Raw genomic sequence first — 26,586 nt, 5'->3', positions numbered from 1 at the left:
CTTATTTGAGATTATTAATATATTAGACATCATAATCAGCCTTTTCTAAGCTGACGACAGGTTTTTAATCACTAAGGAAAGATTGTGGGTCGCACTACTCAGGCAGGAACCGTTGCGGATGACGCAGGATGCAGATCGCCAGAATCGCTGGCTGCATCGGGCTGGATTACCCGCGGAACGCCGCAGTTTATGCGCGTCACGCTGGCCCTGTTTTCAGCCGGTCTCGCCACCTTTGCCCTGCTCTACTGTGTCCAGCCAATATTGCCGGTGCTGTCGCAGCAGTTTGGCGTGTCGCCCGCGACCAGCAGCCTGTCGCTCTCCATCTCCACCGGACTGATGGCGCTGGGCCTGCTGGTGACCGGCCCGCTGTCTGATGCGGTCGGACGCAAGTCTGTAATGGTCACCGCGCTGATGCTGGCCGCCCTCTGTACCCTGATCTCCGCCACCATGACCAGCTGGCACGGCATTCTGATCATGCGCGCATTGATGGGCCTGGCGCTGAGCGGGGTCGCCGCAGTCGGCATGACCTATCTGAGTGAAGAGATGGACCCGCGCGTGGTGGCGTTCTCAATGGGGCTGTACATCAGCGGTAATTCCATCGGCGGCATGAGTGGCCGCCTGCTGAGCGGGGTGCTGACCGACTTTTTCTCATGGCGGGTGGCGATTGCGGTTATCGGCTGCTTTTCCCTGGCTTCAGCGGTGATGTTCTGGAAAATCCTGCCGGCGTCGCGCCATTTCCGCGCCACCTCTCTGCGCCCCCGTAACTTGCTGATTAATTTTCGTCTGCACTGGCGCGATGAAGGGCTGCCGTGGCTGTTTGCAGAAGGCTTTCTGCTGATGGGAGCCTTTGTCACGTTGTTTAACTACATCGGCTACCGTTTACTGGATGCGCCCTGGCATCTCAGCCAGGCAGTGGTGGGTCTGCTGTCGGTGGTCTACCTCACCGGCTCATGGAGTTCGCCGAAAGCGGGTGCGTTAACCAGCCGGCTGGGACGGGGGCCGGTGATGCTCGGCGCTACCGCGATTATGCTGGCTGGCCTGTTGTTCACTGCCTTTAATTCGCTGTGGCTGATTTTGCCCGGCATGATGCTGTTCACCGCCGGTTTTTTTGCCGCCCATGCGGTTGCCAGCAGCTGGATTGGCCCACGAGCCCGCCGTGCGCGCGGTCAGGCTTCTTCACTCTATCTGTTCAGCTATTACGTCGGGTCCAGCGTGGCCGGGACGCTGGGCGGGGTGTTCTGGCATAACTATGGCTGGATGGGTATCACGCTGTTTATCAGCGCCCTGCTGCTGCTGGCTCTGCTGGTGGCCTGGCGGTTGCAGTGTAAAAAGCTTTGATCCCCTGTTCCCTCTGAATTGCTGGCCCGGCCACTGCGTCGGGCGATTTTATCTGCGCTGTTGAGACAACTTTCAGGGCCAGCCGGAACATAATGTGCTTTTCCCGCTATAATCGGTCTGATTGTGACATTTGCTTACTTCTGTCGCTTAACACAGCAAAAAGGACCGCCTGTGGCTCTCTACTATTACGTGAACAAACAATCAGGTTACAACCATAACCATGTGGTGCATGCTGCGGGCTGCCCCTTCCTGCCCGCGCCAGCTGACCGGCTGTTTCTCGGCAGTTTTTACCACGTCAATGCGGCTATACTGCAGGCCAAAAAGTATTATTCTGGCGCGATGGGCTGTGAAACCTGCTGCCCACCCCCTCGCCATTCCGATACCGATCCACAGCCTGGTATGGCCCTGAAACATACCCTGACCTCACGTTAGCCTGACCGCGATTGAGCAAGGCTCGCGCTGCGCTAATTTGTTAAGATTTTCCGCCATTTTCCGTTATGTTAGAACTCCTGATTCTCTTTGACGGGTTTTACCATGCGGGAAAAGTTTGCGGGCTCTCAGATCGCCCTTCACTGGCTGACCTTTTTACTGGTGGCGACGGCCTACGCCACCATTGAACTGCGCGGTTTTGCTCAGCGCGGTTCATGGCAGGGTTATGCGATGATCATCACCCATTTCAGCGCGGGCGCGTCGGTGCTGGTGTTGATGATTGCTCGTCTGGTGCTGCGCACCCGGCATCGTTCTCCGCCGATTGTTCCTGCCGCCCGACGCTGGCAGACCGGGCTGGCACATCTGACTCACACCCTTATCTATGCGCTGTTTATTACTCTGCCGATACTCGGTCTGACATCACGCTATCTGAAAGGCCGTGAATGGTGGCTGTTTGGTATCAGCATGCCGGTGGCGGCGGAACCCAATTTTGATCTGGCGGATATGCTGATTGACTGGCATGAGACGCTGGCTCCGCTTGGATACTGGTTAATCGGACTGCACGCGGCGGCGGCGCTGTTTCATCATTATCTGCTGAAAGACAACACCCTGATGCGCATGATGCCGGCACGGCGACGCGGTCAATAACCTCAGGCTATCGCCCTGTCACAGGGCGATAAAAAATATTCAGGATTAAAAACGGTTTATAAGGTTCCTCTTCCCGGTTTATTCACTACAATAGTCAGTAATTTGTGACGCAGGTCACTTTCGCTGGATGTTTCTGCCACATCCGAATTCGCTGTTCTGACTGATTTGACTCCTCATGCAATCAACGACTGTTTCACGTAAAACTGCCTGGCTTCGCGTGGTGTTGCTGGCTATTGCCGCTTTTGTTTTCAACACCACCGAATTTGTGCCGGTTGGCCTGCTATCGGATATCGCAGCTGATTTCTCGATGCAGACCGCTGATGTCGGCATTATGCTCACCATCTATGCCTGGGTGGTGGCGCTGCTCTCGCTGCCGCTGATGCTGCTGACCCGCAATATTGAGCGACGAATGCTGCTCGGCGTGCTGTTCCTGATTTTTATCATCAGCCATGTGCTGTCAACCGTGGCGTGGGACTTCCGTTCGCTGATCGTCTCGCGTATCGGTATCGCGCTGTCGCACGCGGTGTTCTGGTCGATCACCGCATCGCTGGCGATCCGCGTCGCCCCGGCGGGCAAGAAAACCCAGGCGCTGAGCATGCTGGCAACCGGTACGGCGCTTGCGATGGTGCTGGGCGTGCCGATTGGCCGCGTGGTGGGTCAGTATCTCGGCTGGCGTACCACCTTTGGTGCCATTGGCCTCTCGGCGCTGGTGCTGATGATTATGCTGGTGCGGATCCTGCCGCGTCTGCCGAGTGAACATACCGGTTCACTGAGCAGCGTGCCGATGCTGTTCCGTCGCCCGGCGTTAGTCAGTATGTATCTGCTGGTGACGCTGGTGGTGACCGCGCACTACACCGCTTATAGCTATATCGAACCCTTTATGCAGGCGGTGGCCCACTCGGGTGAGAACTTCACCACCCTATTGCTGCTGCTGTTCGGATCGGCCGGCATTATCGGCAGCGTACTGTTCAGTTCGCTGGGTAATAAATTCCCCTCTGGTCTGCTGATCGCCGCCATCGCGCTGATTACACTTTGCATGGGACTGCTGATTTTTGCTGCGGTCCGTCCTGCTGCAATCTCCACCCTGTGTGTGATCTGGGGAATGGCGATGATGATGATTGGCCTGGGCATGCAGGTACGGGTGCTATCACTGGCGCCTGATGCCACAGACGTTGCGATGTCGCTGATGTCGGGTATTTATAATATCGGCATTGGCGCAGGTGCGCTGTTGGGTAATCAGGTCAGTCTGCATCTGCAAATGGCGGATGTGGGCAATGTCGGTGGGATGATCGGTCTGGTCGCGCTGTTGTGGTGTGTCTATATCTTCCGCCGCTACCCGCAATTACGCAGTAACGGCTAGAAAAAAGGCTTCAGATAAGTGGTTACCTGAAGCCTGTTTCATCTTATTTATAAATGACTGCGGTTTACTTATAGATGACTGCGGTGCCATGCAGGTTGTTGTTGCCAGAGGTCGAAGTGATGCGGAAAGACTTTGCACCGACATCGCTGGCCCGGTCTGACAGTTGCTGTTCCAGCGAGGTCAGGTTGGTGCTACCTGTCGCGCTGATCACGCCAATTTTTTGCTGATCGAGCGGCGATTGAGTGACCTGCTGAGCCGCCACGCTGGCAAAGGAGAGGCTGCCGAGTAGCGCAGCCACCACCATCATACTGATACTTTTCATAACGAACCCCTTCTCAACAGTTAATTACTGATAAATCACGGCGGTGCCGTGCAATTTGTTCTGACCACTGGTTGAGGTGATACGGAATGATTTGGCACCCGCTTCATCCGCTTTGGCATTTAACTGCGCTTCAAGCGAATTGAGGTTGCTGCCGCCCTGGACAGAAATGGTGCCAACCGGCTGCTGGTTGATTGGGTCGCTGCTGACCTGATCAGCGGCGAATGCGCCAAATGTCAGGGTAGAAAGTGCCAGCGCGGCCAGACTCAGTTTGATGCTTTTCATAGGTTGCTCTCTCAATATTCGGTAGTGGAAAAATGTGTGTCGTTATTTAATTAACGATCATTAACTAAATGATAGGCCCGATTGTGGTCAGCCGTCAATATTTATTTAATGAGCGTTATTTTATTCGCGAAGTGGCGTGATTATGGGCTTCAGCTCCCTTTTTCACTTAACCTTAGGGGCGATATCCGCGCGCCGTCGCACAAAATGGCAACCGCCTTCAGCGCAGAATGCGCCAGCCCTTGCACAATTTATTAATGATCGGTAATTTAATAGGGTGTTTCACAACCCGTGAGGATATATGAGCCAGGTTCAGGATTGCGATGTGAAGAAGTGCCGCGGTCGGCCAAAAGTTTTCGACCGTGAAACTGCGCTCGATAAAGCGCTTACCCTGTTCTGGACCCACGGTTATGAGGGGACCTCGCTGGCCGATCTGGTAGCGGCAACCGGGGCGAAAGCGCCCACGCTCTACGCCGAGTTTGTCAATAAAGAGGGGTTGTTCCGGGCCGCGATGGAGCGCTACGTGGAGAAATTCAGTGCCTGGCGTGACGCGGCGCTCGGCAATGATGCGTTGCCGGTCGATCAGGCGATCGAGGGTTATTTCCGTGCAACCGCCGCCTGCTTTACCGATCGCGATTCGCCCGGCGGCTGTTTCTTTATCTGCACCTCCACCACCCTGTCAGCGGCTTCTGCCGAGATCGCCAGCATGTTGCAGCAGCAGCATCAGTCGCAGGAGAGTACGCTTAGCGACTTTCTGCTGACCCGCCAGCAGCGTGGTGAACTGAGCGAATCAGTGAATATCGCGGCGCTCGCGCGCTATCTGGGCTGTATGCTGCAGGGCATGTCGGTGCGGGCGCGTGAAGGGGTGCAGCGGGACGATCTCGACAGCATCATTGATACACTGATGGCGATGTGGCCGACGCTGACCGGACTCTGTCAGCATAAAGCGTAAATAAAATCAGGGCGGCGATTGCCGCCCTTGTTGCTTTTCAGGCCGTCCTCATTCGAGGAAGAAAACCGGCTTTAACGGCTGACTTATCGGACTGTTGTCCTGATTTGACGGCATCAGGTCTTTCATTGATGCCCACCAGCGCTGACACACTTCGGTGCGGGCAACCGCCTCCCAGCGCGCTTCCGACTCAATCTCAACGCTGGCAAACAGCAGATTACGCTCCGCATCCAGCCAGATAGCATAGTTGTGCGCCCCGTGTGCCTTCAGCGTTTCTGCCAGCTCCGGCCAGATCGGCGAGTGGCGTCGCTGATATTCGGCGTGGCAATCCGCATTCACCTGCATCACAAAGGCTCTACGAAGCATTGGCAGGCCCCACATCCAGCGCAGCCTGCCACGGATTGACCCCGAAGCGTTCACCCAGCGCCACCAGTTGTTCGGTAGTGATACTCTGGCGGATGCCACCCATAGACAGCACCTTTACGATCACTTCAGAGGATTTTTCGGCGGTATCGATCAGGCCAAAGGTTTCATCCAGGGTCGGCCCGCTGCCAAAGATGCCGTGGAACGGCCACATTACCAGGCTATGCGACTGCATCTGCTCCGCCGTGGCGGCCCCGATACCGTCAGTGCCGGGCACCATCCACGGCAGAATGCCGACGCCATCCGGGAATACCACCAGACATTCCGTGCTGCCTTCCCACAGCAAGCGGGTAAAGCGCGCCGAATCCAGTTCAACCACATAACTTAACGCCATAAAATGGGTGGCGTGGCAATGCATGATCACCCGATCAGCGCCGTTGCTGACCGCTTTACGCACGCCGTGCGACTGGAAGTGTGAGGCGAGTTCAGAGGTTGGCAGGCCGCCATTCGACAGCCCCCAGTGAATTTTGAATGAGAGTCCTTTGTCATCGACCTGCAGCAGCGCCAGGCAATCGGCGGGATCGAGTTGCACGTTGCGGAAGAACTTGCCCGATCCGGTCACCAGGAACCAGCAGTTTGCCAGCGCAGGCGCCGGCTGTGTCAGTTCAATGCAGCGCGGCTCCGGATAGAAATCGGCCGCAAAAGGTTTCACCTCCTCCTCCAGCAGACGCAGACTGACGTTCCCACCGTTACGCTCATCCCAGCCCTTCAGCCACATATCACTGGTGGCTTTGACCATTCCCTTAACAAACCAGGAAGAAAGAATGCTTTGCATAGTGAAATCCTTAACGTTGGCTCAAGATGTGTTGTTCGTAGTGACGGACATCGCTCAGCCAGCTGGCATCGGCTGGCACGTCGTGGCGCAGGCACCACGCTTCCCAGATCGCCTGCCACGGCAGTGATTTCTGCTCTTCCAGCAGCGCCAGTCGGGCGGTGTAATCGCCTGCCGCTTCGACCTGGCGCAGGCGATCGGTCGGTTCCAGCAGGGCGCGCAGCAGCGCTTTTTTGGCGTTGCGGGTGCCGATGACCCAGGCTGCAATGCGGTTGATCGAGGCATCAAAGAAGTCGAGCCCGATGTGCACTTTGTCAAACAGCTGATGGCGAACAATCTCACTGGCGATCGCCTGGGTCTCATCATCGAGCAGCACCACGTGATCGCTGTCCCAGCGCACCGGCCGGCTGACGTGCAGCAACAGACGCGGCACGTAGAGCATGGCGGCGGAGATTTTATCGGAGATCACTTCAGTCGGATGGAAGTGGCCGGCATCCAGCGTCAGCGCGGTCTGACGGCTGGCCGCGTAACCGAGGAAAAACTCGTTGGAGCCCACGGTGTAGCTTTCAGCGCCGATACCAAACAGCTTGCTCTCCACCGCATCGATGTGATGCTGTGGATTCAGTTTTTCGGCGATGATTTCATCCAGCGCGCTCATCAGTCGCTGGCGCGGTGCCAGCCGATCGATGGTGATATCTTTCATTCCGTCGGGCACCCAGATATTCATCACCGACGGGGTGCCCAGCTGCTCACCAAACGAGGCGGAAACCCGGCGGCTGGCTTTACAGTGATCGATCCAGAACTGACGAATGGTTTTATCAGCATGTGACAGGGTGAAACCGTCGGCACTCAGCGGATGTGAAAAGCAACTGGGATTGAAGTCGAGTCCCAGCTTATGCTCTTTGGCCCAGCTGACCCAGTTGGCAAAGTGTTCCGGCTCAATCTCATCACGCGCCACCGGTTTGTCACTTTCCAGATAGATGGCGTGCAGATTGAGTCGTTTCGCGCCGGGGATCAGCGACATCGCTTTGTCGATATCGTTACGCAGTTCACCGGCATTACGGGCGCGTCCCGGATAGTTGCCGGTCGCCTGAATACCGCCGGTTAATGCGCCCTGCGGGTTTTCGAAGCCCCGCACATCATCCCCCTGCCAGCAGTGCATTGAGACCGGAATCGCATCCAGCTGACGGATGGCCTGTTCAACATCCACCCCAATGTCGGCGTAGCGTTGTTTAGCCAGTTCAAAAGCCTGTTCAATCTGCTTAGTCATAAGCGAGTTCCTTAGCGGGTTGGCTCAGCGCCGTGAAACGTGCCTGACTGGCACCAAAGGCGCTATTTGTTTGCGGTTCAAAGGTTGTGAGCGGAAAATTGTTGACCACGCAGCAGCGGAAATCGGCCACATCGGTCAGTTCGCCGAGCGCGATCAGCTGACATCCCACGTTGCCCAAGGTTGAGGCTTCAATCGGTCCGGCCAGCACCGGAATCTGACAGGCATCGGCGCACAGTTGATTGAGAAAGTGGTTCTGGCTGCCGCCGCCGACCACATGCAGTTGCCGGAAAGGTTTACCGCGCAGCTGCGCCAGTTCGGCGATCACTTCACGGTAGAGCAGCGCCAGGCTGTCAAAAATGCAGCGTGCCAGCGCGGCGGCGGATTGCGGCACCGGCATGCCCTGCTCTGCGCAGGCGTTCTGGATTTCATTGACCATGCTGTCCGGATTGATGAAGCGCGCATCGTTCGGGCTGATCAGCGACACGCAGGCCGGTTGCCGTTCGGTTTGGTCGATCAGCTGGCTGAGATCGTCGATATGTAGCTCATCACAGACGCGCTGCAGCAACCATAATCCCATGATGTTCTTCAGCACGCGGTAGCCTTCAGCGCCGCCTTCATTGGTAATGTTGGCCCGTAACGCCGCCTCCGACGCGTAAGGTTGCAGGCTTTCAAAGCCCATTAACGACCAGGTGCCGGAACTGAGATAGGCGGCATCTTCCTGCATCAGCGGCGTCGCCACCACCGCGCTGGCGGTGTCGTGGGTGGCGACGGCAATCACCGGAATCGCCGCGCCGTGGGCGTTATGCCAGTGGCCGACCGTGTTGCCGGGTGCCCGTGGCTGGCCGAACCAGGCCGCATCAACACCGGCCCAGCCCAGCAGCTCGCGATCCCATTCGCCGCTGTCGATATTCAGCATCTGCGTGGTAGTGGCGTTGGTATATTCCCAGTTGAGATTACCGGTCAGGCGATAGTGCAGATAGTCCGGGATCATCAGTGCGTGTGCGACGCGGGCCTGCCAGTCGGGCTGCTGCTGATGCAGTGCGCGCATCTGATACAGCGTATTAAACGGCAGGAACTGAATGCCGGTGCGGGCATAGATCGCGCTGTGGCTCAGATCGCGCTGCGCCTGCTCCATCAGGCCGTGGGTACGGGCATCACGGTAGCTGACGGCTTCGCCGACCTGCTCGCCACAGGCATCCAGCAGCACCATATCCACGCCCCAGGTATCAATCCCGATGCTGTCCGGCACCACGCCTTCTGCATCCAGCTGCGCCAGACCGGCACGGATTTCCTGCTCCAGCAGCGCCACATCCCAGCAGTCATAGCCGGCACGGCGCTGACGGGTATTTGCGAAACGCCGGACCTGCCGCAGACTGAGGTGGCGCTGTGCGGCATCCCAGTGTGCGAGCATTACCCGTCCGCTGGATGCGCCGAGATCGATAGCAACAATATTTCGCGTGGTCATGGCAGCATTTTTTCCTGTGATTTGATGGTCACAGAGTAGAAATCCTGGCGGGCTGCCACCTTCCCGACAGTGCCAGCAGCCCCCCTCCGCTGGCAGACTTGCAAAGAACTTAGTGAGAGAGATCACAGAGACGGCAGCCGGGGCGATGTGACCCCTGCCGCAAATTTATTAACTGCTGAGGATTTCTTGAATAATCAGCAGGATTCCTGCTGAGATGAGCGGAAAATTCAAGGTAAGGTAGCCACGTCCTGTTTAGACTCCGTTACAGCTTTGTTAACAGTAGCGAGAGGCGACGATGACCATTTTGCACAGTGCGGATTTTTTCCCTGAAGGCGATTACGCGATAGCCATTGAGCCGCGCGTTCCGCAGCAGGCCTTCCCGGAGCATCATCATGATTTTCATGAAATTGTGCTGGTTGAGCACGGGTCGGGCATACATGTGTTTAACGGTCAGCCGCAAACACTGTGCGCCGGCTGCGTCTGTTTTGTCCGCGACCACGACCGTCATCTGTATGAGCAGACCGAGAATCTCTGCCTGACTAACGTGCTGTACCGCAGCCCCGGCGCTTTCCGTTTTCTTTCCGGACTACAGGCGCTGCTGCCCTGTGACAAGGATGGACAGTATGCGTCGCACTGGCGCATCAATCATAAAGTGATGAGTCAGGCGCTGAGCGTGGCAAGCCAGATGCGCCAGGATGATACCTGGTCGCTGGAGAAGCAGGCACGCCAGGAGCAGCTGTTTTTACAACTGCTGGTGCTGTTACGTGAAGCGTGTCGTGACGAGCAGAGCCAGGATCAGGAAGCGCGACTGCATCGCTTGCTTGACTGGCTGAACGATCATTACAGTGATGAGATCGTCTGGGATCAGCTGGCCGACCGTTTTTCCCTGTCGCTGCGCACGCTGCATCGGCAGATGAAGCAACAAACCGGCAGCACACCGCAGCGTTATCTGAATCGGTTGCGGTTGTTGCAGGCGCGGCATTTACTGCGTCACAGTGATATACGCATTACGGATATCGCCTTTCAATGTGGATTTGGTGACAGCAACCACTTCTCCACCCTGTTCAGGCGCGAATTTGGTTGCGCGCCGCGAGCGGAGCGCCAGCAGATGGGGTAAAGGAGCACAGTATGGCGTTGATACTCAGCCGGGATGATTATTTTCCTGCCACCAGCTTACCGGTGGCGGTAGCCGAACGGATGCCCCAACCTTCTTTCCCGCCGCACCGACACGAATTCAGCGAAATCGTGATTGTCTGGCGCGGCAACGGCCTGCACGTCCTCAACGATCGCCCGTGGCTGATTACCTGTGGCGACGTTTTTTATATCCGCGACAGTGACTGCCACAGCTATGACAGCGTCAACGATCTGGTGCTGGATAATATCCTCTACTGCCGTGACCGCTTTAGCCTCGGGCTCGACTGGAATCAGCTGTTGCCGCCGCAAGGCGCTGATGCACCCGGCTGCTGGCGTCTGACCACGCGCGGCATGGCGCTGGCGCGCGGGGTGATTGGTCAGCTGGAGCGTGAAAGCCGCAAAAGCGATCCGCTGTCGGTGCAGCTATCAGAAGCACTGTTTTTGCAGCTGGCGCTGATCCTGCGCCGTCATGGCTATGCCGCCGATCGCCCGTGGGCGTTGCCGGAAGGTGAACAGTTAGATTTGCTGATGTCGGCATTACAGGGCGCGATTGCCCGTCCGTTTGATCTGGCCGAATTTTGCCAGCATAACCAGCTGAACGAGCGGGCGCTCAGGCAGCTATTTCGTCAGCAGACCGGCATGACGATCGGACATTATCTGCGTCAGCTCCAGCTCTGTCAGGCGAAGTATTTGCTGCGCACCCAGGATTGTCTGATTGGTGAAGTGGCCGCCCGCTGCGGCTTTGATGACAGTAACTATTTTTCGGTGGTGTTTACCCGCGATACCGGCCTGACCCCCAGCGCCTGGCGTCAGCGTTTTATCTCATCCGGGCAGACGCTGAAAAATACCGACACCGAATCGCAATAATGCGAGCCTGGGATGCAGGCTCGCATTGCGCAGTTTTCCGCTGATCCGATCAGGCGGCCATGCCGAGCCCAACGATGTTGGCTGCGATAATGATCACCACACAACCAATCGATAACACCCCGACCGGCCGACGCCCCACTGACTTCCACTCTTTCATCAGTAAGCCGACCAGCCCGCCGCACAGCACGTAAAGACTCATGTGCAGCATCCAGCTGACGTAATCATACTGCGCCGGAATACGCGCATGGCCCCAGGCGTAGAAGAAGAATTGCAGATACCACATGGTGCCGCCGAGCACGGCAAAGGCGACGTTCGCCAGCAGCAGCGGTTTCGCCACCGAGAGATCCTTGCGCACTGACAGCTCTGGCCGGGTTGCCAGCCGGTAGAAACAGAAGGCCAGGTTGACCAGCGCCCCGCCGCCCATAATCACCACGTAGCTCGGTAGCGCGACATACAGCGGATCGATACCCAGCTGCGCCGCCGCCTGGTGCATCGGTTTCGCCGCATCCATAGCGAATGACATCCCGGCAGAGAAAATACCGCACATCACCGCCAGCACCAGCCCTTTCTTCAGATTAAATTCCTGCGCGTTAATCCCCAGCGCCCGCTCTTTCAGCAGGCCAGCACGCGAGACGATCGCCACGCCAACCAGCGCCACCAGCACGCCCAGCAGAGTTAAGCGTCCACCGGCAGAGGCAAACAGCTCACCAAAGCGGCCCTGCAGCAGCGGCGTCATCAGGGTGCCGACCACCAGCGTGATGCCAATGGCGATGCCAATCCCCATCGACATGCCGAGATAGCGCATGGTCAGGCCGTAGTTGATGTTGCCCACGCCCCACATGGCGCCGAACAGAAACACCGGCAGCAGCTGCGCCAGACTAAAGCTGCTGTAATAAGCGCGGAAGTCGGGCAGCAAAATCGCACTCACCACCCACGGCAGGATCAGCCACGACATCAGGCCACCGACCGACCACATGGTTTCCCATGACCATCTTTTCACCTGTTTAAACGGCGCGTAGAAACACGCGGCACTGGCAGCTCCGACAAAATGCCAGAAGATGCCGGCAATAATGGCACTGTTCATTGTTTTTTCCTGGTTAGGTTGAGGCCTGACGGAAACCCAACGATTTCCGCTTAGCAGGCAGTCTACGGTTTGCAGGAATTCCTCAGCCTTTGAATGAATGCCGGATGCCGCCGCCTGTTGGCAAAATCTCCGCGTTATTCCCGTTAAGGATCACAAATTCATCTTTGTCAGAGTGCCGGATGGCTTTCCGCTTAAGTGGTTTATTATTCTATGTTTTTTGTTTTTTTGCTGTGTGGCGCAGCACATTATCGATCTGGCTGCCATGCGCACGATCATTTTGGCAAAACAACAAAGAAGCCTTTCCTTACGGCGGCCAGGGTCGTATAAACTGGGGAAAATTGATCGAATTCAGGGATTGGGATGACGACTAAGTGGTTAACACTGTTTCTTTCACGTTCAGTCAGTCAGGTGATGCTGGATGACCTGCGGGCGATTCTGCCGGCCGAGGCGATAAAGGTATTTGTGAATGGGCTGGAGGATGCGCAGTACGCGACCCTTGAATGTATTCAGGCGGAACAGCACTGCGCGTTGATCGCCTCAGCGATTGTGGTGTGGCGTCAGCTGGGTCACATTCACCACATCGTGTTCAACAAGGGTGAACTGCTGCGTGAGGTGAATGACGCGACCCAGTTCCAGCTCTTTACCCTGCTGAAAACCCACCGCGCAGTCTTGCACCTGTCGTGATAAGATCGCCCGCCTTACACTCCCCTCTGTTTGCAGCAGGAAAATCATGAGAATTGGAATCCTCTTTCCTATCGCCATCATCGTGGCGGGCGTCGGCTTTCTGGCGTGGTTTATTGGCAGCGGTCTGGCGATGCCAGGGTCCTGACATCTAACGTAACTGGCTATCTTTACTGCCACGACGGTTATATAAACTGCTGTTCTGCTGCTGTTTGTCGATTTTCTCCTGACAGGAAACGCAGTAGCGCACGCCTTTCAGCGCCTTACGGCGCGCCTCGGGAATCGGTTCGCCACAGAGTTCACATTCGGTGGCGCTTTCGCCGTGGCCGATTGATTGCCGGACACGTTCGATGCCGTCGTTAACGGTGCTGTCGATCTGCTCCTGCACGGCGCCTTCAGACGCCCATCCGTTTGCCATGATGTCCCCCTCTTTTTACCTCTTCGCTCTGTTAAATCTACAACAATTTGCCGTTTTTGCCGTAAAACGCGCCGATATCTGTGATTGGTTGCCAGCCGCCTTACGCTGCTGGCAATCAGCTAAAGGTCGCTCCGCCGGATCTGCCTCACTCTTTAATTACATTATTGCAACGCACCGATAGCGGAGAGACCTGCGAATGACAACACATCATCAACATTACATCAATGGCGAGTTTGTCGCCGATCACAACGATAAGTGGATTGAGGTGATTAATCCGGCCACCGAAGCGCTGCTGTCGCGTATTCCGCAGGGCAGCGCCGCAGATGCACAACGCGCGATCCTCGCCGCCGAAGCGGCGCAGCCGCAGTGGGAAGCGTTGCCTGCGGTTGCACGTGGCGTCTGGCTGCACAAAATCGCCACGGCGATCCGCGCACGTGAACCGCAACTGACGGCCACCATTGTGGCTGAAGGTGGCAAAACCCAGGGGCTGGCGCAGACCGAAGTGCTGTTTACCGCGGATTACCTCGACTATATGGCTGAGTGGGCGCGACGCTATGAGGGTGAAATCATCAACAGCGATCGGCCAAACGAAAATATCTTCCTGTTTAAAAAGGCCATCGGCGTCACCACCGGCATTTTACCGTGGAACTTCCCGTTCTTCCTGATTGCACGCAAAGCGGCACCGGCACTGATTACCGGCAATACTATTGTGATCAAACCCAGCGAACTGACGCCAAATAACGCCGCGATATTCGCCGATATTTTACACACCCTGGGCCTGCCAGCCGGGGTGATCAATTTCGTTTATGGCTACGGTCCGGAAGTCGGACAGGAGCTGGCGGCGAATCCTAAGGTCGGCCTGGTCAGCCTGACCGGCAGCGTCGGTGCTGGCGTTGCCACCATGCAGGCTGCGGCGAAAAATGTGACCAAAGTGTCGCTGGAGCTGGGAGGGAAAGCCCCGGCGATTGTGATGGATGATGCTGATATCGACCTGGCGGTGCGGGCAATCGTCAGCTCAAGGATGATCAACAGTGGCCAGGTGTGTAACTGTGCGGAGCGCGTCTATGTGCAGGACGGCATTTACGATCGCTTTATCGCCGCGCTGACCGCCGCCTTCCGGCAGGTGAAACTGGGCGATCCGGCTCAGCACAGCGATATTGATATGGGACCGCTGATTAACGCCGCGGCCCTGCAGCGTGTCGAACAGAAAGTGGCCAATGCGGTTGCGGCTGGCGCAACGGTGGTACTGGGCGGCAAACGGGTCGGCGATCAGGGCTTCTTTTTTGAGCCGACGCTGATCACCGGGGTACGTCAGGAGATGGAGATCATGCAGGAGGAGATTTTTGGTCCGGTGTTGCCGGTGATGCGCTTCAAAACGCTGGACGAGGCGATCGCGCTGGCTAACGACTGCCAGTATGGCCTGACCTCTTCGCTCTATACCCGGGATATCAACACCACCATGAAGGCGCTGCGTCAGCTGAAGTTTGGCGAAACCTACGTTAACCGCGAAAACTTCGAGGCGATGCAGGGCTTTCATGCTGGCTGGCGTAAATCAGGCGTTGGCGGGGCCGACGGCAAACATGGGCTGGAAGAGTTCCTGCAGACCCACGTTGCCTATCTGCAGTTCAGCTAAGCCGGTAAAACGGGCCGCAGTGACGGCCCGTTTTGTTATCCCAGCCGCTTACTGCTGCGTAACAGCGCAATTCCACTCAGCACCGCGACGGCCATAAGGTAATAGCCCGGTGCCAGGCTGCTGCCAGTGACCTGGATCAGCAGGCTACAAATCAACGGTGCAAAGCCGCCGAATACCGTCACCGCCACGTTATAACTGATCGCCATGCCGCTGGCCCGGGTGGTGGCAGGAAACAGATCGGCCATCACCGACGGCACCGTCGAGAAGTAAACCGACTTCAGCAGCGCCATCCACGCCACCAGCAAAATCAGCGTGGTCGGTGTGGTGTGATCGATCATCGCTTTAAACGCCGGATAGATGGTGACCATCAGCAGTAACAGCGATCCCCCCATCAGGGGCAATCGCCCTACACGCTCGGCCCACAATCCCATTATCGGGGTGACGACCGTCAGGATGATCCCGGCCACCAGGGTTGCGGTAAACGCCACCGAGCCCGATAAATGCAGCGTTTTGGTGGCATAGGTCGGGATGTAGTTCAGCATGTAGTTGATGGCGGTCGAAATGACCATCAGCCCAATCGCCAGGGTGATCAGCGCCTTCTGGCGGCCAAACAGAGTCTTCAGCGGCGCGGCATGTTTTTCCTGTGCGACGAAACTGGCGGGCTCGTGCACGTGGCGGCGAATATAGACCCCCAGCGGACCAATCAACAAGCCAAAGGCGAACGGAATGCGCCAGCCCCACGCCTGAATTTCACTTTCGCTGAGCCACTGCGTCAGGCCGAGGCCAAACGCCGACGCCATCAGCGTGCTGGCTCCCTGCGTGGCGAACTGCCAGCTGGCAATAAACGCCTTACGCTCCGGGAAATGCTCCACCAGAAAAGCGGTGGAACTGCCAAATTCGCCGCCGGCGGAGAAACCCTGAATCAGCCGCGCCAGGATGATCAGTAGCGGCGCGGCCAGTCCGATCGTGGCGTAACCCGGCATAAAGGTAATGATCGCCCCACCCAGCATCATCAGATTGATCGACAGCAGCAGCGCCTTTTTACGGCCATGACGGTCGGCGTAGTTTCCTAACACCAGCGCTCCCAGCGGACGGATGAGAAAGGCGATGCCGAAGCTGCCAAAGGTCAGCAGCAGTGAAACCGACGGATCGCTGACCGGAAAGAATGCGTGGGCGATGTAACTGGCGAAAAAGCCATAGACGGCGATATCAAACCACTCCAGCGCGTTACCGATACAGGTGGCAAACAGCGTTTTATGCAGGCTCGGCCTGAGCTGTGGACGGCTTTGCGCGATGCTGCTCATTGACCACTCTCCTGCCAGTTGCGGTGGCGGGCGAGCAGTTGCTGGCCCTCTTCACCCAGCTGCCAGAACAGCCGGGTCATGATCGCCAGTCCTTCGCGGGCAATCGAGGTCAGCATGTGTTCATTGACGCCGTGCTGGCCACAGGCCGGATAGGAGTGCGGCACCCACAGGGTTGGCAGACCAAGGATATCGGCAAACACCTCATTGGGCAGCGATCCGCCGAGGTTAGGCAGCAGCGCCGGTTTTTTGCCACTGCTGTGGGCCAGACTGTTGAGCGCCCACTCCACCAGCGGATCCTGCGGATTGAGCCGGGTGGCCGGCGAGCCACGCAGAAACTCTACGCTGACATTGTCGAAACCGTGCTGGCGCAGATGCTGTTCAACGTGCTGCACCAGGTTCTGCCAGTCGGTGCCGACCACAAAGCGCAGCTGACAGACCGCCGTGGCGCGGCCGGGAATCGCATTCATCGGCTGCGCCGGATTCCCGGTTTCAAACGCCAGGACTTCCAGCGTGTTCCAGCCATACAACCGTTCAGCCGCGGTTAAACCGGGTTCACCCCAGTTTTCAGCCAGCGCCGGATCGCCAGGCATGCCGCCGACGTCGATATCGCTGAGGATGTCGCGCACTGCCGGGGTCAGGGAGTCGGGTTTCAGCGCCGCCACCTGCAACACGCCCTGCGCATTTACCAGACATGCCAGCGCATTCGCCAGCTGGGTGCCGGGGTTGCTTAACAGCCCGCCCCAGTTACCTGAGTGGTAGGCGTTATCGCGCGCGGTAATGGTCAGGCGAAAGTTGGCCGCGCCGCGTGAACCGAGGAACAGTGTCGGCCGCACGGCGTTGAGCCGCGGGCCGTCTGAAGCGATAAACAGATCGGCCGCCAGCAGCGCCTGCTGCTGCTGACAAATCTGCGCCAGCCCCGGCGAGCTGATCTCTTCACCCATCTCAAACAGAATTTTGCAGTTAAAGCCCAGCCTGCCGCCCCGCGCCGCCATCACCTGTTCCAGCGCCGCCAGGTTGATACAGTGCTGGCCTTTGTTGTCTGCGCTGCCACGGCCATACCAGCGATCGCCTTCCGCAGTCAGCTGCCACGGTGACAGTCCGGGACGCCAGTTCTCCTCATCGCCATACACTACATCGCCATGCCCGTAACAGAGCAGCGTCGGCTGCGTCGGGTCCTCGATACGCACCGCAATCAGAAACGGCGGACTGCCCGGCTGGGGATTATCGAAAGGATGCAGCGTAAAACCCAGCGCCTCAAGCTGCGGTCCAATCTCAGCCTGCAGATAGTGTTGCAGCCCGGCCTGACGCTGCGGATGCTGACTCTCCGTTACACAGGCGATGCGTCGGGCCAGCAGCTGCTGAAACGCCCCGCTGTCGAAATAGTTCATCGCCTGGTCTACCGCCTGTTGCTCTGTCATGTTTGCCCTGTTTGTTTTTTTTAATCGTCAGTTATCTTTGACAAACTTCGGCCTTTGCCACAATTATCAATTTATCGAGTTAGCTTTGCTTTTAAAGCAACAAAGTTCTGCCCGATCCTGAGGCATGCCCCTTTTTAATGCGTCCCTGTGGCGGAGGAGTCTCCATGTTGAGCAGTGAAATCCGCTATTTTCTGGCGGTGGTGAATTGCGGATCGCTCAGCGCCGCCAGTGAACAGCTGTTTGTCGCGGTATCGGCCATCAGCCGTCAGATTCAGCGGCTGGAGGCGCAGGTGGGCGTGCCGCTGTTTGAGCGGCATGCGCGCGGAATGGTGCTGAATGAAGCTGGTGAAATTTTTGCGCATCATGTGCGCAAGAGTCAGCTGGATATGGAATATGCGCTGGCGGAGATTAAGGGACTGAAAGCGGTGCGCCGCACCCGGATCCGTATCGCCTGTACCGATGGCATGGCGTTCAGCCTGCTGCCGGGCCTGCTGTCCGATTTTCGGCAGGCGAATCCTGGCGTGCTGTTTGCCCTGAATGTGACCCACTCGCAGGGCGTGGCCGAAGCGGTGCGGGCTGGTGAATGCGACGTTGCGTTGCAGTTCAGCCTGCATCCGGAGCGCAGTGTTGAAGTGCTCGGCTCATGGCCCGCGCCGGTGCTGCTGGCGATGCATCAGAGTCACCCGCTGGCGTCACGCCAGGTTACGCTGGCCGATCTGCCACGCTGGCCGCTGGCACTGCCGGGCCAGCACACCACGGTGCGGCAACTGTTTGATCTCTCCTGTCAGATGAGCGGTTGCGTGGTCGAGCCGGTGCTGACCTGCGATTACTTCGCCACGCTGTATCATTTTTTGCTGCGCACGCCGCAGGCGGTGACGATTTGTAGCGCCTTTACCCTGCTGTTTGAACACCAGGCACAGAACCTGGTGCTGCGGTCGATGGGCGTCGATCAGCTCAGCCAGCGGACGCTGCAACTGCAGACGGTGTCGGGTCGTCAGCGCACCGCTGCGCTGACGCTGTTTGTGGAGTTTTTACAGCAGCGGTTAACTGAAATCGATCAGCAACTGCGTGGGATCGGCGGCTGAGGCCGTAACGCCCCCACTGGCGGGCGTTACGTTGCAGAGCCGGGCCGTAGCTTCTTACTGTTTGATATCGACCTGGTAGAAAATGTGTTTGCCAAACGGATCAACCTGATAGCCGCTGACCGATTTGCGCACCGGCTCAAAAATGGTCGAGTGGGCAATCATCACTGCCGGCATTTGATCGTGCATTATCTGCTGCGCCTGCAGATACATCGCGGTGCGCTTGCCCTGATCCGGTTCGGCGCGGGCGGCGGTGATTAACTTCTCAAACGGCTGATAGCACCATTTTGACGAGTTCGATCCGCCCTGCGCCGAGGTGCAGCTGTAGAGCGGGCCAAAGAAGTTGTCCGGGTCGCCGGTGGCGGTGGTCCAGCCCATTAATGCCGCCTGATGCTCACCGCTGCGGACCCGTTTCAGGTATTCGCCCCACTCATAGCTGATAATATTGGCTTTAATACCGACTTTCGCCCAGTCTGACTGGATCATCTCGGCCATGCGGCGGGCATTGGGATTGTAGGGCCGCTGCACCGGCATCGCCCACAGCGCAATCTCGGTACCCGGTTTGACCCCGGCCTGTTGCAGTAACGCTTTGGCTTTTTCCGGATCGTAGTCGTAATCTTTCAGATCTTTGTCGGCGCTCCAGACGCCCGGCGGCAGAATGTTTTTTGCTACCGTGCCGGTGCCTTTAAAAATCGCCTCGATGATCGCTGGTTTGTTGATCGCCATCGCCAGTGCCTGACGGACTTCCACCTTGTCGGTTGGCGCTTTGGTGGTATTAAACGCCAGGAAACCGGTATTCAGCCCGGCTTTCTGTTCCAGGGTGATATCCGGGTTGGCGCGCATTTTTTCCAGATCGGCCGGATTGGGGAACGGCATCACCTGGCATTCGTTCTTCTCCAGCTTGGCATAACGCACCGAGGCATCCGGAGTGATGCTGAACACCAGCCGATCCAGCTTTGCCTTGCCCTGCCAGTATTGTGGGAAGGCCTTGTAGAGAATGCGTGAGTCCTTCTGGTACTGCACCAGCTCAAACGGCCCGGTGCCGATAGGGTTCATGTCGACCTTCTCCGGCGTACCGGCTTTCAGCATGCTATCGGCATATTCAGCCGAATGAATCGAGGCAAAGTACCAGCCAAGATCGGCCAGAAACGGCGCTTCCGGGTGCGACAGCGTGAAGCGCACCGTATGGTCATCCACCCGTTCAATCTGTTTAATCAGTGTCGACAGCTCCAGGCTTTCGAAGTTGGAATAGGTGCCGCCCGAGACGTTGTGGTAGGGATTTTTCGGGTCCATCTGGCGCATAAAAGAGAAGATGACATCGTCTGCGTTGAAGTCGCGCGTCGGTTTAAACTGTTTGTTGCTCTGGAATTTGACGTTTTTACGCAGATGGAAGGTATAAACCGTGCCGTCGGGGCTGATCTCCCAGCTTTCCGCCAGGCTGGGGACCAGTTCAGTAGTACCGGCCTTAAAGTCCACCAGGCGGTTAAATACCGGCACCGCGCTGGCGTCTACGCTGGTGCCCGAGGTATAGAGTTGCGGGTTGAAATTCTCTGGCGATCCTTCTGAGCAGTAGACCAGCGTTTTGGCGTTCACGCTGGCCGCCAGCGTCATCCCAGCCGTAACAAGCGCTAAGGTGGCTATCTTCATTTTCATTATCATCCTCGCTTTGTATTGACTTCCGGTGATCAGAATACCTAAATGAATCATTCAGATGCTTCATTGATAGCACGATTCGGCACCATAGCGAACCCTGCCCGTGGCTGACTAATAAGGAATAGTGATGACCGACAAACTTGAGACGCAACTTACCGAGCGCTTTTTCCGTTACCTCGCCGTCAGCAGTCAGAGTGATGCGAAATCGACCACTCTGCCCAGTACCCCGAGCCAGCACGCGATGGCGGAACTGCTGGCGGCCGAGCTGCGTGCGCTGGGGCTGGAACAGGTGGTGATTGACCAACATGCGACGGTAACGGCGGTGAAACCGGGTAATCGTCCCGCTGCGCCGCGTATCGGCTTTATCACCCATATCGATACCGTTGACGTCGGTCTGTCACCCGATATCAAACCGCAGATTCTGCGCTGGGAGGATCAGGATCTCTGCCTGAATGCCGACCAGGATATCTGGCTACGCCGCGATCAGCATCCGGAGATCGCTCCCTATATCGGTCAGCAGGTGATTTTCAGCGACGGTACCAGCGTACTGGGCGCTGATAACAAAGCGGCAGTGACGGTGGTGATGACGCTGATGGAGAACCTTAACGGCGACCACGGCGATATCGTGGTGGCGTTTGTGCCCGATGAAGAGATTGGCCTGCGCGGAGCCAAAGCGCTCGATCTGGAAACGCGATTTAATGTGGACTTCGCCTGGACCATCGACTGCTGCGAACTGGGCGAAGTGGTGTATGAGAACTTCAATGGTGCCGCCGCCGAAATCCGCTTTACCGGCGTACCGGCGCATCCGATGTCGGGTAAAGGGGTGCTGGTTAACCCGCTGCTGATGGCGCATGACTACATCAGCCAGTTTGATCGTCAGCAGACCCCGGAACAGACCGAGGGCCGTGAAGGCTATATCTGGTTCAATGAGATCCAGGCCAACGCCAGCCAGGCGATCCTGAAAGCTTCTATCCGTGATTTTGATCTGGCCAGTTTTGCCGAGCGTAAGCAGCAACTACAGCAGCAGGCGCAGGCAATTGCTTCCCGCTACCCGACCGGCAAGGTTGAGATCACCATTACCGATATCTACAGCAATATCAGCAATGCGCTGGGCGAGGATCGTCGGGCGATCGACCTGATTTTCAAAGCGTTCCGCGCGCTGGATATCGAACCAAAGGTGATTCCGATGCGGGGCGGCACTGACGGTGCAGCGCTGTCGGCTAAGGGCTTACTGACGCCGAACTTTTTCACCGGCGCGCATAACTTCCATTCGCGCTTTGAGTTCTTACCGCTGCCGTCGTTTGTGAAATCCTATCAGGTGGCGGAAAAACTCTGCTACCTGGCAGCGGAATAACGATTAAATCGGGCGCAGCACGCGCCCGATTGTCAGTTATGGCTTCACGCTGACATCAATGCCCGGGAAATATTTCTCAGCCAGCTTCTTCACGGTGCCATCGGTCTGCACTTTGGCGATCGCCGTATCCAGCGACTGTTTGAGCTGCGTATCATCTTTACGCAGGCCAAAGCCGATACCCGACCCGAGAATCGCATCATCCTCGACCGGCTTACCGATAAAGCCGAAGCCTTTACCCTGTGGTTTGTCGAGGAAGCCCGACTGACCGGCGGCTGACATCACCAATGTACCGTCCAGACGCCCGGCGACCATGTCGTTATAGACCTGGTTCTGATCCTGATACGAGGTCACGGTAACGCCCTGTGACTCCCAGTGTTTTTTGGCGTAGGTTTCCTGAATCGATCCCTGCAATACCCCGATATTTTTGCCCTTCAGCGCGTCGGCCGTGGGTGCCAGCTTCTGGCCGGTTTTCGCCACCAGCATGGTCGGAATACGGTAGATCGGCTGGGTGAAGCCGATACTTTTCGCCCGCGCTTCGGTGATGTTCATCGCCGAGTTGATCGCATCAAACTTCTTCGCCTGCAGCGCCGGGATCAGCGCGTCGAAGCTGCTCTCCACCCAGTGGCAGTTAAACTTACCGGCCTGGCAGATCGCGTTACCCAGTTCGATATCAAAACCTTCCAGTTCCCCCTGAGCGTTGCGGCTTTCAAACGGCGGATACTGTGACTCCAGGCCATAACGTAAATCCTGCGCCAGCGCCGATACCGACGTCATCATGCCGAGTGCCAGAAACAGTGCGTTGCGTTTTTTCATCATTTACCCCGAAATTATTGTTTTTAACCGATCGCTGCCCTGCTTTACCGTGCGTCAGTCGGGCAACCTTGCGTCCGCCAGTCGCTTACTGCCGGAACGCCGACAGCGAAGCGGCGCCAGCCTCTAATGTTGCCTCGTCTTTGGCAAAGGAAAGACGGATCAGTTTGTTGTCGGTGCCATCCATATAAAACGCCGACAGCGGGATGGTCGCCACCCCGTGATCGACGATAAGACGTTTTACCATCTCGCTGTCCGGTTCGTCACTGAAATGTCCGTAGCTGGCCAGCATAAAGAACGAGCCGGCGCACGGCAGCAGCTTAAACGGTGAATCCTGCATCAGCGCAATCAGCCGATCGCGCTTTTGCTGGTAGAAAGATGACAGTGACAGATAGTGTTGCGGCGTCTGCAGATAATGGGCGAATCCCACCTGCATCGGCGTATCTGCGGCGTACATCATAAACTGATGCACTTTCACCAGCTCGGTCATCAGTTCCGCCGGTGCCAGGCAGTAACCCACCCGCCAGCCGGTGACGTGGAAGGTTTTGCCAAACGAAGAGACGATGACGCTGCGCGCCGCCAGCTCCGGATGGGTCGCCATGCCGCAGTGCGGCCGACCATCAAACAGAATATGTTCATACACCTCGTCGGATAACACCACGATGTCAGTGTTGCGGGTCAGGGCCGCCAGCTGATTGAGATCGTCCGGCGTCAGCACCTGGGCACTGGGGTTATGCGGCGTATTGATGATGATCATCCGGGTACGCGGCGTAATGGCGGCGCGCAACTGCTGCCAGTCGATGGCGAAAGCCGGCACCTGCAGCTTCAGGCCAATCGGCTTGCCGCCCTGTAACCGGACCACCGGTGCGTAGCTGTCGAATGCCGGTTCAAAGAAAATGACCTCATCCCCCGGATGCACCAGCGCGGAAATTGCCATGTAAATGCCCTGACTGGCGCTGCCGGTGATCAGCACTTCACTGGCCGGATCGTATTTCTGGCCGTAGAGCGATTCGACCTTACTGGCTAAAACTTCCCGTAGTGCCGGCAAGCCGGTCATCGACGCGTACTGGTTATGGCCGTCGCGCATCGCCTGGCTGACACTTTCAACCAGCAACGGATCGCAGGGGAAATTCGGTGCGCCCTGCGACAGATTGATCGCCTGATGCTGCGCCGAAAGCTGGCCAATAACGCTGAAAATGGTGGTGCCGACATCGGGCAACTTCGAGGTGACTGCGACAGGCGTTTTCAGGGACATGTTCTCTCCGTCAGTGACATAGCGTGCTGAATGCAATTAAGGGCTATTCAACGGGCTGTGACTTGAGTCGGCAAGCGAAATGTCGTCATAATAGCCATGATTAAAATGCATAGCTGAGGTGCTCTGTGTCACGTACAACCCTGCCGCTCAATGCGATTCACGCTTTTCTGGTGACGGCCCGTCACCTTAATCTGACCCATGCGGCCCGGGAACTGTGCATTACCCAGGGCGCTGTCAGCCGCAAAATTGCTGCGCTGGAGCACTGGCTCGGCCTGACGTTGTTTGATCGACACGCCCGTGGTTTGCGTCTGACACCGCAGGGCGCGGCGCTACTGCCAGAAATGCGTCAGGGCTATGAACTGATGGCGCAGGCCAGCGAAAAAGCGCGTCGCACTCAGGCCAGTATCCGCCTGAAAGCGCCGACCTGTGCGATGCGCTGGCTGGTGCCGCGCCTGGTGGCACTAGAGCAGCTGCGGCCAGAACTGCACGTGGCGCTCACCACCACGCTGGATCACGCCTCACAGCTCGACAATTTTGATGCTGCCATCGTCTATGGCAAACCGCGTACTGACGCACTGACGCTGTTTGAAGAGTCGCTGACGCCGGTAATCGCTACCGGGCAGCCGATCCCCGCGTCGCCGCAAAAGCTGGCGGGCATGACTTTTCTGCATCCCACCGACGATATGCGCGACTGGCAATGCTGGCTGAAAGGGCAAGGCGTGGCGGTTACGATGCAACGCAACCAGCACTTTGCCACCATGGACCTGGCGATTAGCGCAGCGATTCAGGGATTTGGCGTGGCGATTGCTGACAGCAATCTGGTGGAGAGTGATATTGCCAGCGGCAGGCTGATTAAACCGTTCGCTGGCGAGGTAAAAACCGGGGCGACCTACAGCTTACTGCAGCGATCGCCCGCCGATGGGCCACCGTTGCTGGCGGCGCTGGTGGCGTGGCTGAGTCAGGGTCAGAACGTCACCCAGTCACCGTTGTCAGCTGGCGTAGCCTGACCACCCGCCCGGCCTGGTGCTTTTGGCGCGTTCGGCTTGACAGGTGCAGCCGGCGAGATTGCTGTCCCCTTGCCGGAGAGGCGGAACTTCGCCACTGAGGCCTGTAACGCTTCGGTCTGCAACGCCAGCGCGTTGGCGGCGGCAGAGACTTCTTCGACCAGTGAGGCGTTTTGCTGGGTCACGCTATCCATTTCGGTCACCGCTGCGCCGACCTGGGAGATGCCTTTACTCTGCTCTTCCGATGCGGCAGCAATCTGCTTCATGATCGCGTCGACATCCTGCACCGATTTCAGAATATTATTCATGGTGCCGCCGGTGGTGCCCACCAGCTCCGCTCCTTTTCCGACCCGCTGAACGGAATCTTCAATCAGGGTGGCAATCTCTTTGGCGGCGTTGGCGCTGCGCTGGGCCAGATTACGCACTTCAGAGGCCACCACAGCAAAACCGCGTCCCTGTTCACCGGCGCGAGCGGCTTCAACCGCCGCGTTCAGCGCCAGGATGTTGGTCTGGAAGGCGATACCATTAATCACATTAGTGATCTCAGCAATTTTCTTCGAACTGCCGGAAATCCCGTTCATGGTGCTGACCACTTCACTCACCAGCTGGCCGCCCTGTTGCGCGGTGGTGGTGGCGGTTTCAGCCAGCAGGCTGGCCTGACGCGCATTGTCGGCGTTGAATTTCACCGTGGCGGTCAGCTGCTCCATACTGGCAGCGGTCTGCTCCAGCGCGGCCGCCTGCTCTTCAGTACGCGAAGAGAGATCGTTGTTACCGGCCGAAATCTCTGCGGCACCGCGCGAGATATTCTCGGTTCCGCTGCGGATCGCGCTCACCGCTTCACGCAAACTCTCCTGCATCGCGCTCAGCAACGGTACCAGTTTACCGACGCAGTTGCGGCCAAAGTCCGCCACCGGCTGACTCAGATCGCCGGTAGCGATAGTGGCGAAATGGTTGCGGATGGTTTCCAGCGGCCGCACCAGCATCGCCACCAGGTAGCGATCGGTAAACAGCAGAATAAGCAGGCCGATAATTACCGTCACGGTGATAATCATCCTGGTCAGTGCGGTTAAGCGGTCAACTTCAACCCGGGTATGATCGAGGATCAGCGCGGCCCCCTGATTGAATTTTTCGGCGCTGGCACCAAATGCCCGACTGAGCTGCGGCGTCACATTGTTGGCCTGCTGACGATAGGCGTCCGCTGAATCCTGTCGGGCCAGCCGCAGCTGCGGCGTCACGCCTTCATCCAGCAATTTCTGCCAGCTCTGAATCACGCTGTCGACCATGTCCGGATTCATCGGACCCGGAGCCAGCTGTTTAAAAGCCGCCAGCTGCTGGGTCATGTTATCCAGCGCCTGCTGAACCGGCGCATAAGCGTCGTCAGTTAGCGTTTTGCCACCGGCTTTGCTGTCCATCACACGCGACAGCCGGGTAATAACCCGGAAATATTGGTCGTTGCCTTTACTCAGCACCGTCATTTGCTCTACCAGATGGCGGTCAACATCATTTCCTTCGCTCAGCGCGCCAAGAGAATGAATGCTGAATAGCCCGACTCCGCTCCAGAGTAAGCAGAACAGGCCCAGAATAGTGAGCATCACAGCGCGAATGGTGAAATTTTTGAGCATTCCCATACAAAA

Annotated in this window: 27 protein-coding genes; 13 read left to right on the top strand and 14 right to left on the bottom strand. The window is 57.5% G+C overall.

The genetic code is table 11. From position 1 onward, the window contains the following. Positions 1-84: 84 nt before the first annotated feature. The 4 genes from AABB92_RS05130 to AABB92_RS05115 all read left to right on the top strand — a co-directional run bounded on the left by AABB92_RS05130 (position 85) and on the right by AABB92_RS05115 (position 3,775). On the top strand, positions 85-1,338 hold the full coding sequence (locus tag AABB92_RS05130; protein WP_031376739.1) for an MFS transporter: 1,254 nt from the start codon (positions 85-87) through the stop codon (positions 1,336-1,338). Positions 1,339-1,509: 171 nt separating this feature from the next. After that, complete coding sequence (locus AABB92_RS05125; protein ID WP_072050983.1) at positions 1,510-1,770, top strand: hypothetical protein; 261 nt, start codon at positions 1,510-1,512, stop codon at positions 1,768-1,770. A gap of 102 nt (positions 1,771-1,872) precedes the next feature. Beyond that, positions 1,873-2,415, top strand: a complete 543-nt coding sequence (gene cybB / locus AABB92_RS05120; RefSeq protein WP_031376741.1) for a cytochrome b561 — start codon at positions 1,873-1,875, stop codon at positions 2,413-2,415. 175 nt (positions 2,416-2,590) lie between these two features. After that, the gene (locus AABB92_RS05115) at positions 2,591-3,775 is read left to right on the top strand and encodes a sugar transporter (protein ID WP_031376742.1); all 1,185 of its coding nucleotides are present in this window, start codon (positions 2,591-2,593) and stop codon (positions 3,773-3,775) included. A gap of 64 nt (positions 3,776-3,839) precedes the next feature. Here AABB92_RS05115 and bhsA (AABB92_RS05110) read toward each other — a convergent pair whose 3' ends face one another. Together bhsA (AABB92_RS05110) and bhsA (AABB92_RS05105) are read right to left on the bottom strand one after the other, a co-directional pair. After that, a complete protein-coding gene (gene bhsA, locus AABB92_RS05110) occupies positions 3,840-4,097 on the bottom strand; it encodes a multiple stress resistance protein BhsA (protein WP_031376743.1) in 258 nt (85 codons plus the stop codon). A 24-nt stretch (positions 4,098-4,121) separates the two neighbouring features. After that, positions 4,122-4,379 carry a multiple stress resistance protein BhsA gene (gene bhsA, locus AABB92_RS05105; protein ID WP_031376744.1) on the bottom strand — a complete coding sequence of 86 codons (258 nt, stop codon included), beginning with the start codon at positions 4,377-4,379 and terminating at the stop codon, positions 4,122-4,124. 298 nt (positions 4,380-4,677) lie between these two features. On the opposite strand from bhsA (AABB92_RS05105), the gene AABB92_RS05100 reads away from it, so the two are divergent. Then, a complete protein-coding gene (locus tag AABB92_RS05100; protein ID WP_031376745.1) occupies positions 4,678-5,328 on the top strand; it encodes a TetR/AcrR family transcriptional regulator in 651 nt (216 codons plus the stop codon). A gap of 48 nt (positions 5,329-5,376) precedes the next feature. Here AABB92_RS05100 and rhaM read toward each other — a convergent pair whose 3' ends face one another. From rhaM to rhaB, 4 genes are read right to left on the bottom strand one after another with little or no spacing between them, the layout of a single operon-like run. After that, complete coding sequence (gene rhaM / locus AABB92_RS05095) at positions 5,377-5,691, bottom strand: L-rhamnose mutarotase (protein WP_031376746.1); 315 nt, start codon at positions 5,689-5,691, stop codon at positions 5,377-5,379. Then, a complete protein-coding gene (rhaD, locus tag AABB92_RS05090) occupies positions 5,681-6,523 on the bottom strand; it encodes a rhamnulose-1-phosphate aldolase (protein ID WP_031376747.1) in 843 nt (280 codons plus the stop codon). The genes rhaM and rhaD overlap by 11 nt, the downstream gene beginning before the upstream one ends. Before the next feature lie 10 nt (positions 6,524-6,533). Then, entirely contained in the window at positions 6,534-7,790 is a 1,257-nt protein-coding gene (locus tag AABB92_RS05085; protein ID WP_031376748.1) for an L-rhamnose isomerase, read from the bottom strand. Further along, positions 7,783-9,255: a rhamnulokinase gene (gene rhaB / locus AABB92_RS05080; RefSeq protein WP_031376749.1), complete on the bottom strand. Its 1,473-nt coding sequence runs from the start codon at positions 9,253-9,255 to the stop codon at positions 7,783-7,785. Before rhaB ends, AABB92_RS05085 begins: the two co-directional genes overlap by 8 nt. Before the next feature lie 295 nt (positions 9,256-9,550). Here rhaB and rhaS point away from each other — a divergent pair, with 295 nt between their 5' ends. After that, positions 9,551-10,372: an HTH-type transcriptional activator RhaS gene (gene rhaS, locus AABB92_RS05075; RefSeq protein WP_031376750.1), complete on the top strand. Its 822-nt coding sequence runs from the start codon at positions 9,551-9,553 to the stop codon at positions 10,370-10,372. An 11-nt stretch (positions 10,373-10,383) separates the two neighbouring features. Then, entirely contained in the window at positions 10,384-11,256 is an 873-nt protein-coding gene (gene rhaR / locus AABB92_RS05070) for an HTH-type transcriptional activator RhaR (RefSeq protein ID WP_031376751.1), read from the top strand. Positions 11,257-11,305: 49 nt separating this feature from the next. Here the strand turns inward: rhaR and rhaT are convergent, their stop codons facing one another. Then, entirely contained in the window at positions 11,306-12,340 is a 1,035-nt protein-coding gene (gene rhaT / locus AABB92_RS05065; protein ID WP_046288307.1) for an L-rhamnose/proton symporter RhaT, read from the bottom strand. A 360-nt stretch (positions 12,341-12,700) separates the two neighbouring features. Between rhaT and AABB92_RS05060 the strand changes: the two genes are divergently transcribed. Both AABB92_RS05060 and AABB92_RS05055 read left to right on the top strand, forming a co-directional pair. After that, complete coding sequence (locus AABB92_RS05060; RefSeq protein WP_031376753.1) at positions 12,701-13,024, top strand: hypothetical protein; 324 nt, start codon at positions 12,701-12,703, stop codon at positions 13,022-13,024. A 46-nt stretch (positions 13,025-13,070) separates the two neighbouring features. Further along, on the top strand, positions 13,071-13,169 hold the full coding sequence (locus AABB92_RS05055; RefSeq protein WP_008925225.1) for a YoaK family small membrane protein: 99 nt from the start codon (positions 13,071-13,073) through the stop codon (positions 13,167-13,169). 3 nt (positions 13,170-13,172) lie between these two features. Here the strand turns inward: AABB92_RS05055 and AABB92_RS05050 are convergent, their stop codons facing one another. Beyond that, positions 13,173-13,439 (bottom strand): DksA/TraR family C4-type zinc finger protein, encoded by a 267-nt coding sequence (locus tag AABB92_RS05050; RefSeq protein ID WP_031376754.1) that lies wholly within the window; start codon positions 13,437-13,439, stop codon positions 13,173-13,175. Positions 13,440-13,635: 196 nt separating this feature from the next. On the opposite strand from AABB92_RS05050, the gene aldA reads away from it, so the two are divergent. Further along, on the top strand, positions 13,636-15,072 hold the full coding sequence (aldA, locus tag AABB92_RS05045) for an aldehyde dehydrogenase (RefSeq protein WP_031376755.1): 1,437 nt from the start codon (positions 13,636-13,638) through the stop codon (positions 15,070-15,072). 35 nt (positions 15,073-15,107) lie between these two features. On the opposite strand, the gene AABB92_RS05040 is transcribed toward aldA, so the two are convergent. Both AABB92_RS05040 and AABB92_RS05035 read right to left on the bottom strand, forming a co-directional pair. Continuing rightward, positions 15,108-16,376, bottom strand: a complete 1,269-nt coding sequence (locus AABB92_RS05040; RefSeq protein WP_031376756.1) for an MFS transporter — start codon at positions 16,374-16,376, stop codon at positions 15,108-15,110. Beyond that, complete coding sequence (locus AABB92_RS05035; RefSeq protein WP_046288306.1) at positions 16,373-17,794, bottom strand: M20 family metallopeptidase; 1,422 nt, start codon at positions 17,792-17,794, stop codon at positions 16,373-16,375. The genes AABB92_RS05040 and AABB92_RS05035 overlap by 4 nt, the downstream gene beginning before the upstream one ends. A 164-nt stretch (positions 17,795-17,958) precedes the next feature. On the opposite strand from AABB92_RS05035, the gene AABB92_RS05030 reads away from it, so the two are divergent. After that, complete coding sequence (locus AABB92_RS05030) at positions 17,959-18,879, top strand: LysR family transcriptional regulator (protein WP_046288305.1); 921 nt, start codon at positions 17,959-17,961, stop codon at positions 18,877-18,879. Positions 18,880-18,933: 54 nt separating this feature from the next. Here AABB92_RS05030 and AABB92_RS05025 read toward each other — a convergent pair whose 3' ends face one another. Continuing rightward, a complete protein-coding gene (locus tag AABB92_RS05025) occupies positions 18,934-20,529 on the bottom strand; it encodes an ABC transporter substrate-binding protein (RefSeq protein WP_046288304.1) in 1,596 nt (531 codons plus the stop codon). Positions 20,530-20,656: 127 nt separating this feature from the next. Between AABB92_RS05025 and pepT the strand changes: the two genes are divergently transcribed. After that, complete coding sequence (gene pepT / locus AABB92_RS05020; RefSeq protein ID WP_031376757.1) at positions 20,657-21,883, top strand: peptidase T; 1,227 nt, start codon at positions 20,657-20,659, stop codon at positions 21,881-21,883. Between the two features lie 36 nt (positions 21,884-21,919). On the opposite strand, the gene AABB92_RS05015 is transcribed toward pepT, so the two are convergent. Together AABB92_RS05015 and AABB92_RS05010 are read right to left on the bottom strand one after the other, a co-directional pair. Beyond that, on the bottom strand, positions 21,920-22,696 hold the full coding sequence (locus AABB92_RS05015; protein WP_031376758.1) for a transporter substrate-binding domain-containing protein: 777 nt from the start codon (positions 22,694-22,696) through the stop codon (positions 21,920-21,922). 85 nt (positions 22,697-22,781) lie between these two features. Further along, positions 22,782-23,948 (bottom strand): methionine aminotransferase, encoded by a 1,167-nt coding sequence (locus AABB92_RS05010; RefSeq protein ID WP_031376759.1) that lies wholly within the window; start codon positions 23,946-23,948, stop codon positions 22,782-22,784. A 125-nt stretch (positions 23,949-24,073) separates the two neighbouring features. Here AABB92_RS05010 and AABB92_RS05005 point away from each other — a divergent pair, with 125 nt between their 5' ends. Further along, positions 24,074-24,955 carry a LysR substrate-binding domain-containing protein gene (locus AABB92_RS05005; RefSeq protein ID WP_031376760.1) on the top strand — a complete coding sequence of 294 codons (882 nt, stop codon included), beginning with the start codon at positions 24,074-24,076 and terminating at the stop codon, positions 24,953-24,955. Here the strand turns inward: AABB92_RS05005 and AABB92_RS05000 are convergent. Further along, positions 24,913-26,580: a methyl-accepting chemotaxis protein gene (locus tag AABB92_RS05000; protein WP_031376761.1), complete on the bottom strand. Its 1,668-nt coding sequence runs from the start codon at positions 26,578-26,580 to the stop codon at positions 24,913-24,915. The two genes, AABB92_RS05005 and AABB92_RS05000, sit on opposite strands and share 43 nt — an antisense overlap. Between the last annotated feature and the right edge of the window lie 6 nt (positions 26,581-26,586).

Source organism: Pantoea brenneri (assembly GCF_038594305.1).
GTDB lineage: Bacteria > Pseudomonadota > Gammaproteobacteria > Enterobacterales > Enterobacteriaceae > Pantoea > Pantoea brenneri.
Note: the sequence above shows the minus strand (reverse complement) of the source record. Positions and strands in the feature narration are given on the sequence as shown.

Excerpts from the sequence above, each read along its gene's own strand:
- cybB (WP_031376741.1), top strand. The coding sequence starts at position 1,873 with ATGCGGGAAAAGTTTGCGGGCTCTCAGATCGCCCTTCACTGGCTGACC.
- AABB92_RS05115 (WP_031376742.1), top strand. The coding sequence starts at position 2,591 with ATGCAATCAACGACTGTTTCACGTAAAACTGCCTGGCTTCGCGTGGTG.
- bhsA (WP_031376743.1), bottom strand. The coding sequence starts at position 4,097 with ATGAAAAGTATCAGTATGATGGTGGTGGCTGCGCTACTCGGCAGCCTC.
- bhsA (WP_031376744.1), bottom strand. The coding sequence starts at position 4,379 with ATGAAAAGCATCAAACTGAGTCTGGCCGCGCTGGCACTTTCTACCCTG.
- AABB92_RS05100 (WP_031376745.1), top strand. The coding sequence starts at position 4,678 with ATGAGCCAGGTTCAGGATTGCGATGTGAAGAAGTGCCGCGGTCGGCCA.
- rhaM (WP_031376746.1), bottom strand. The coding sequence starts at position 5,691 with ATGCTTCGTAGAGCCTTTGTGATGCAGGTGAATGCGGATTGCCACGCC.
- rhaD (WP_031376747.1), bottom strand. The coding sequence starts at position 6,523 with ATGCAAAGCATTCTTTCTTCCTGGTTTGTTAAGGGAATGGTCAAAGCC.
- AABB92_RS05085 (WP_031376748.1), bottom strand. The coding sequence starts at position 7,790 with ATGACTAAGCAGATTGAACAGGCTTTTGAACTGGCTAAACAACGCTAC.
- rhaB (WP_031376749.1), bottom strand. The coding sequence starts at position 9,255 with ATGACCACGCGAAATATTGTTGCTATCGATCTCGGCGCATCCAGCGGA.
- rhaS (WP_031376750.1), top strand. The coding sequence starts at position 9,551 with ATGACCATTTTGCACAGTGCGGATTTTTTCCCTGAAGGCGATTACGCG.
- rhaR (WP_031376751.1), top strand. The coding sequence starts at position 10,384 with ATGGCGTTGATACTCAGCCGGGATGATTATTTTCCTGCCACCAGCTTA.
- rhaT (WP_046288307.1), bottom strand. The coding sequence starts at position 12,340 with ATGAACAGTGCCATTATTGCCGGCATCTTCTGGCATTTTGTCGGAGCT.
- AABB92_RS05060 (WP_031376753.1), top strand. The coding sequence starts at position 12,701 with ATGACGACTAAGTGGTTAACACTGTTTCTTTCACGTTCAGTCAGTCAG.
- AABB92_RS05055 (WP_008925225.1), top strand. The coding sequence starts at position 13,071 with ATGAGAATTGGAATCCTCTTTCCTATCGCCATCATCGTGGCGGGCGTC.
- AABB92_RS05050 (WP_031376754.1), bottom strand. The coding sequence starts at position 13,439 with ATGGCAAACGGATGGGCGTCTGAAGGCGCCGTGCAGGAGCAGATCGAC.
- aldA (WP_031376755.1), top strand. The coding sequence starts at position 13,636 with ATGACAACACATCATCAACATTACATCAATGGCGAGTTTGTCGCCGAT.
- AABB92_RS05040 (WP_031376756.1), bottom strand. The coding sequence starts at position 16,376 with ATGAGCAGCATCGCGCAAAGCCGTCCACAGCTCAGGCCGAGCCTGCAT.
- AABB92_RS05035 (WP_046288306.1), bottom strand. The coding sequence starts at position 17,794 with ATGACAGAGCAACAGGCGGTAGACCAGGCGATGAACTATTTCGACAGC.
- AABB92_RS05030 (WP_046288305.1), top strand. The coding sequence starts at position 17,959 with ATGTTGAGCAGTGAAATCCGCTATTTTCTGGCGGTGGTGAATTGCGGA.
- AABB92_RS05025 (WP_046288304.1), bottom strand. The coding sequence starts at position 20,529 with ATGAAAATGAAGATAGCCACCTTAGCGCTTGTTACGGCTGGGATGACG.
- pepT (WP_031376757.1), top strand. The coding sequence starts at position 20,657 with ATGACCGACAAACTTGAGACGCAACTTACCGAGCGCTTTTTCCGTTAC.
- AABB92_RS05015 (WP_031376758.1), bottom strand. The coding sequence starts at position 22,696 with ATGAAAAAACGCAACGCACTGTTTCTGGCACTCGGCATGATGACGTCG.
- AABB92_RS05010 (WP_031376759.1), bottom strand. The coding sequence starts at position 23,948 with ATGTCCCTGAAAACGCCTGTCGCAGTCACCTCGAAGTTGCCCGATGTC.
- AABB92_RS05000 (WP_031376761.1), bottom strand. The coding sequence starts at position 26,580 with ATGGGAATGCTCAAAAATTTCACCATTCGCGCTGTGATGCTCACTATT.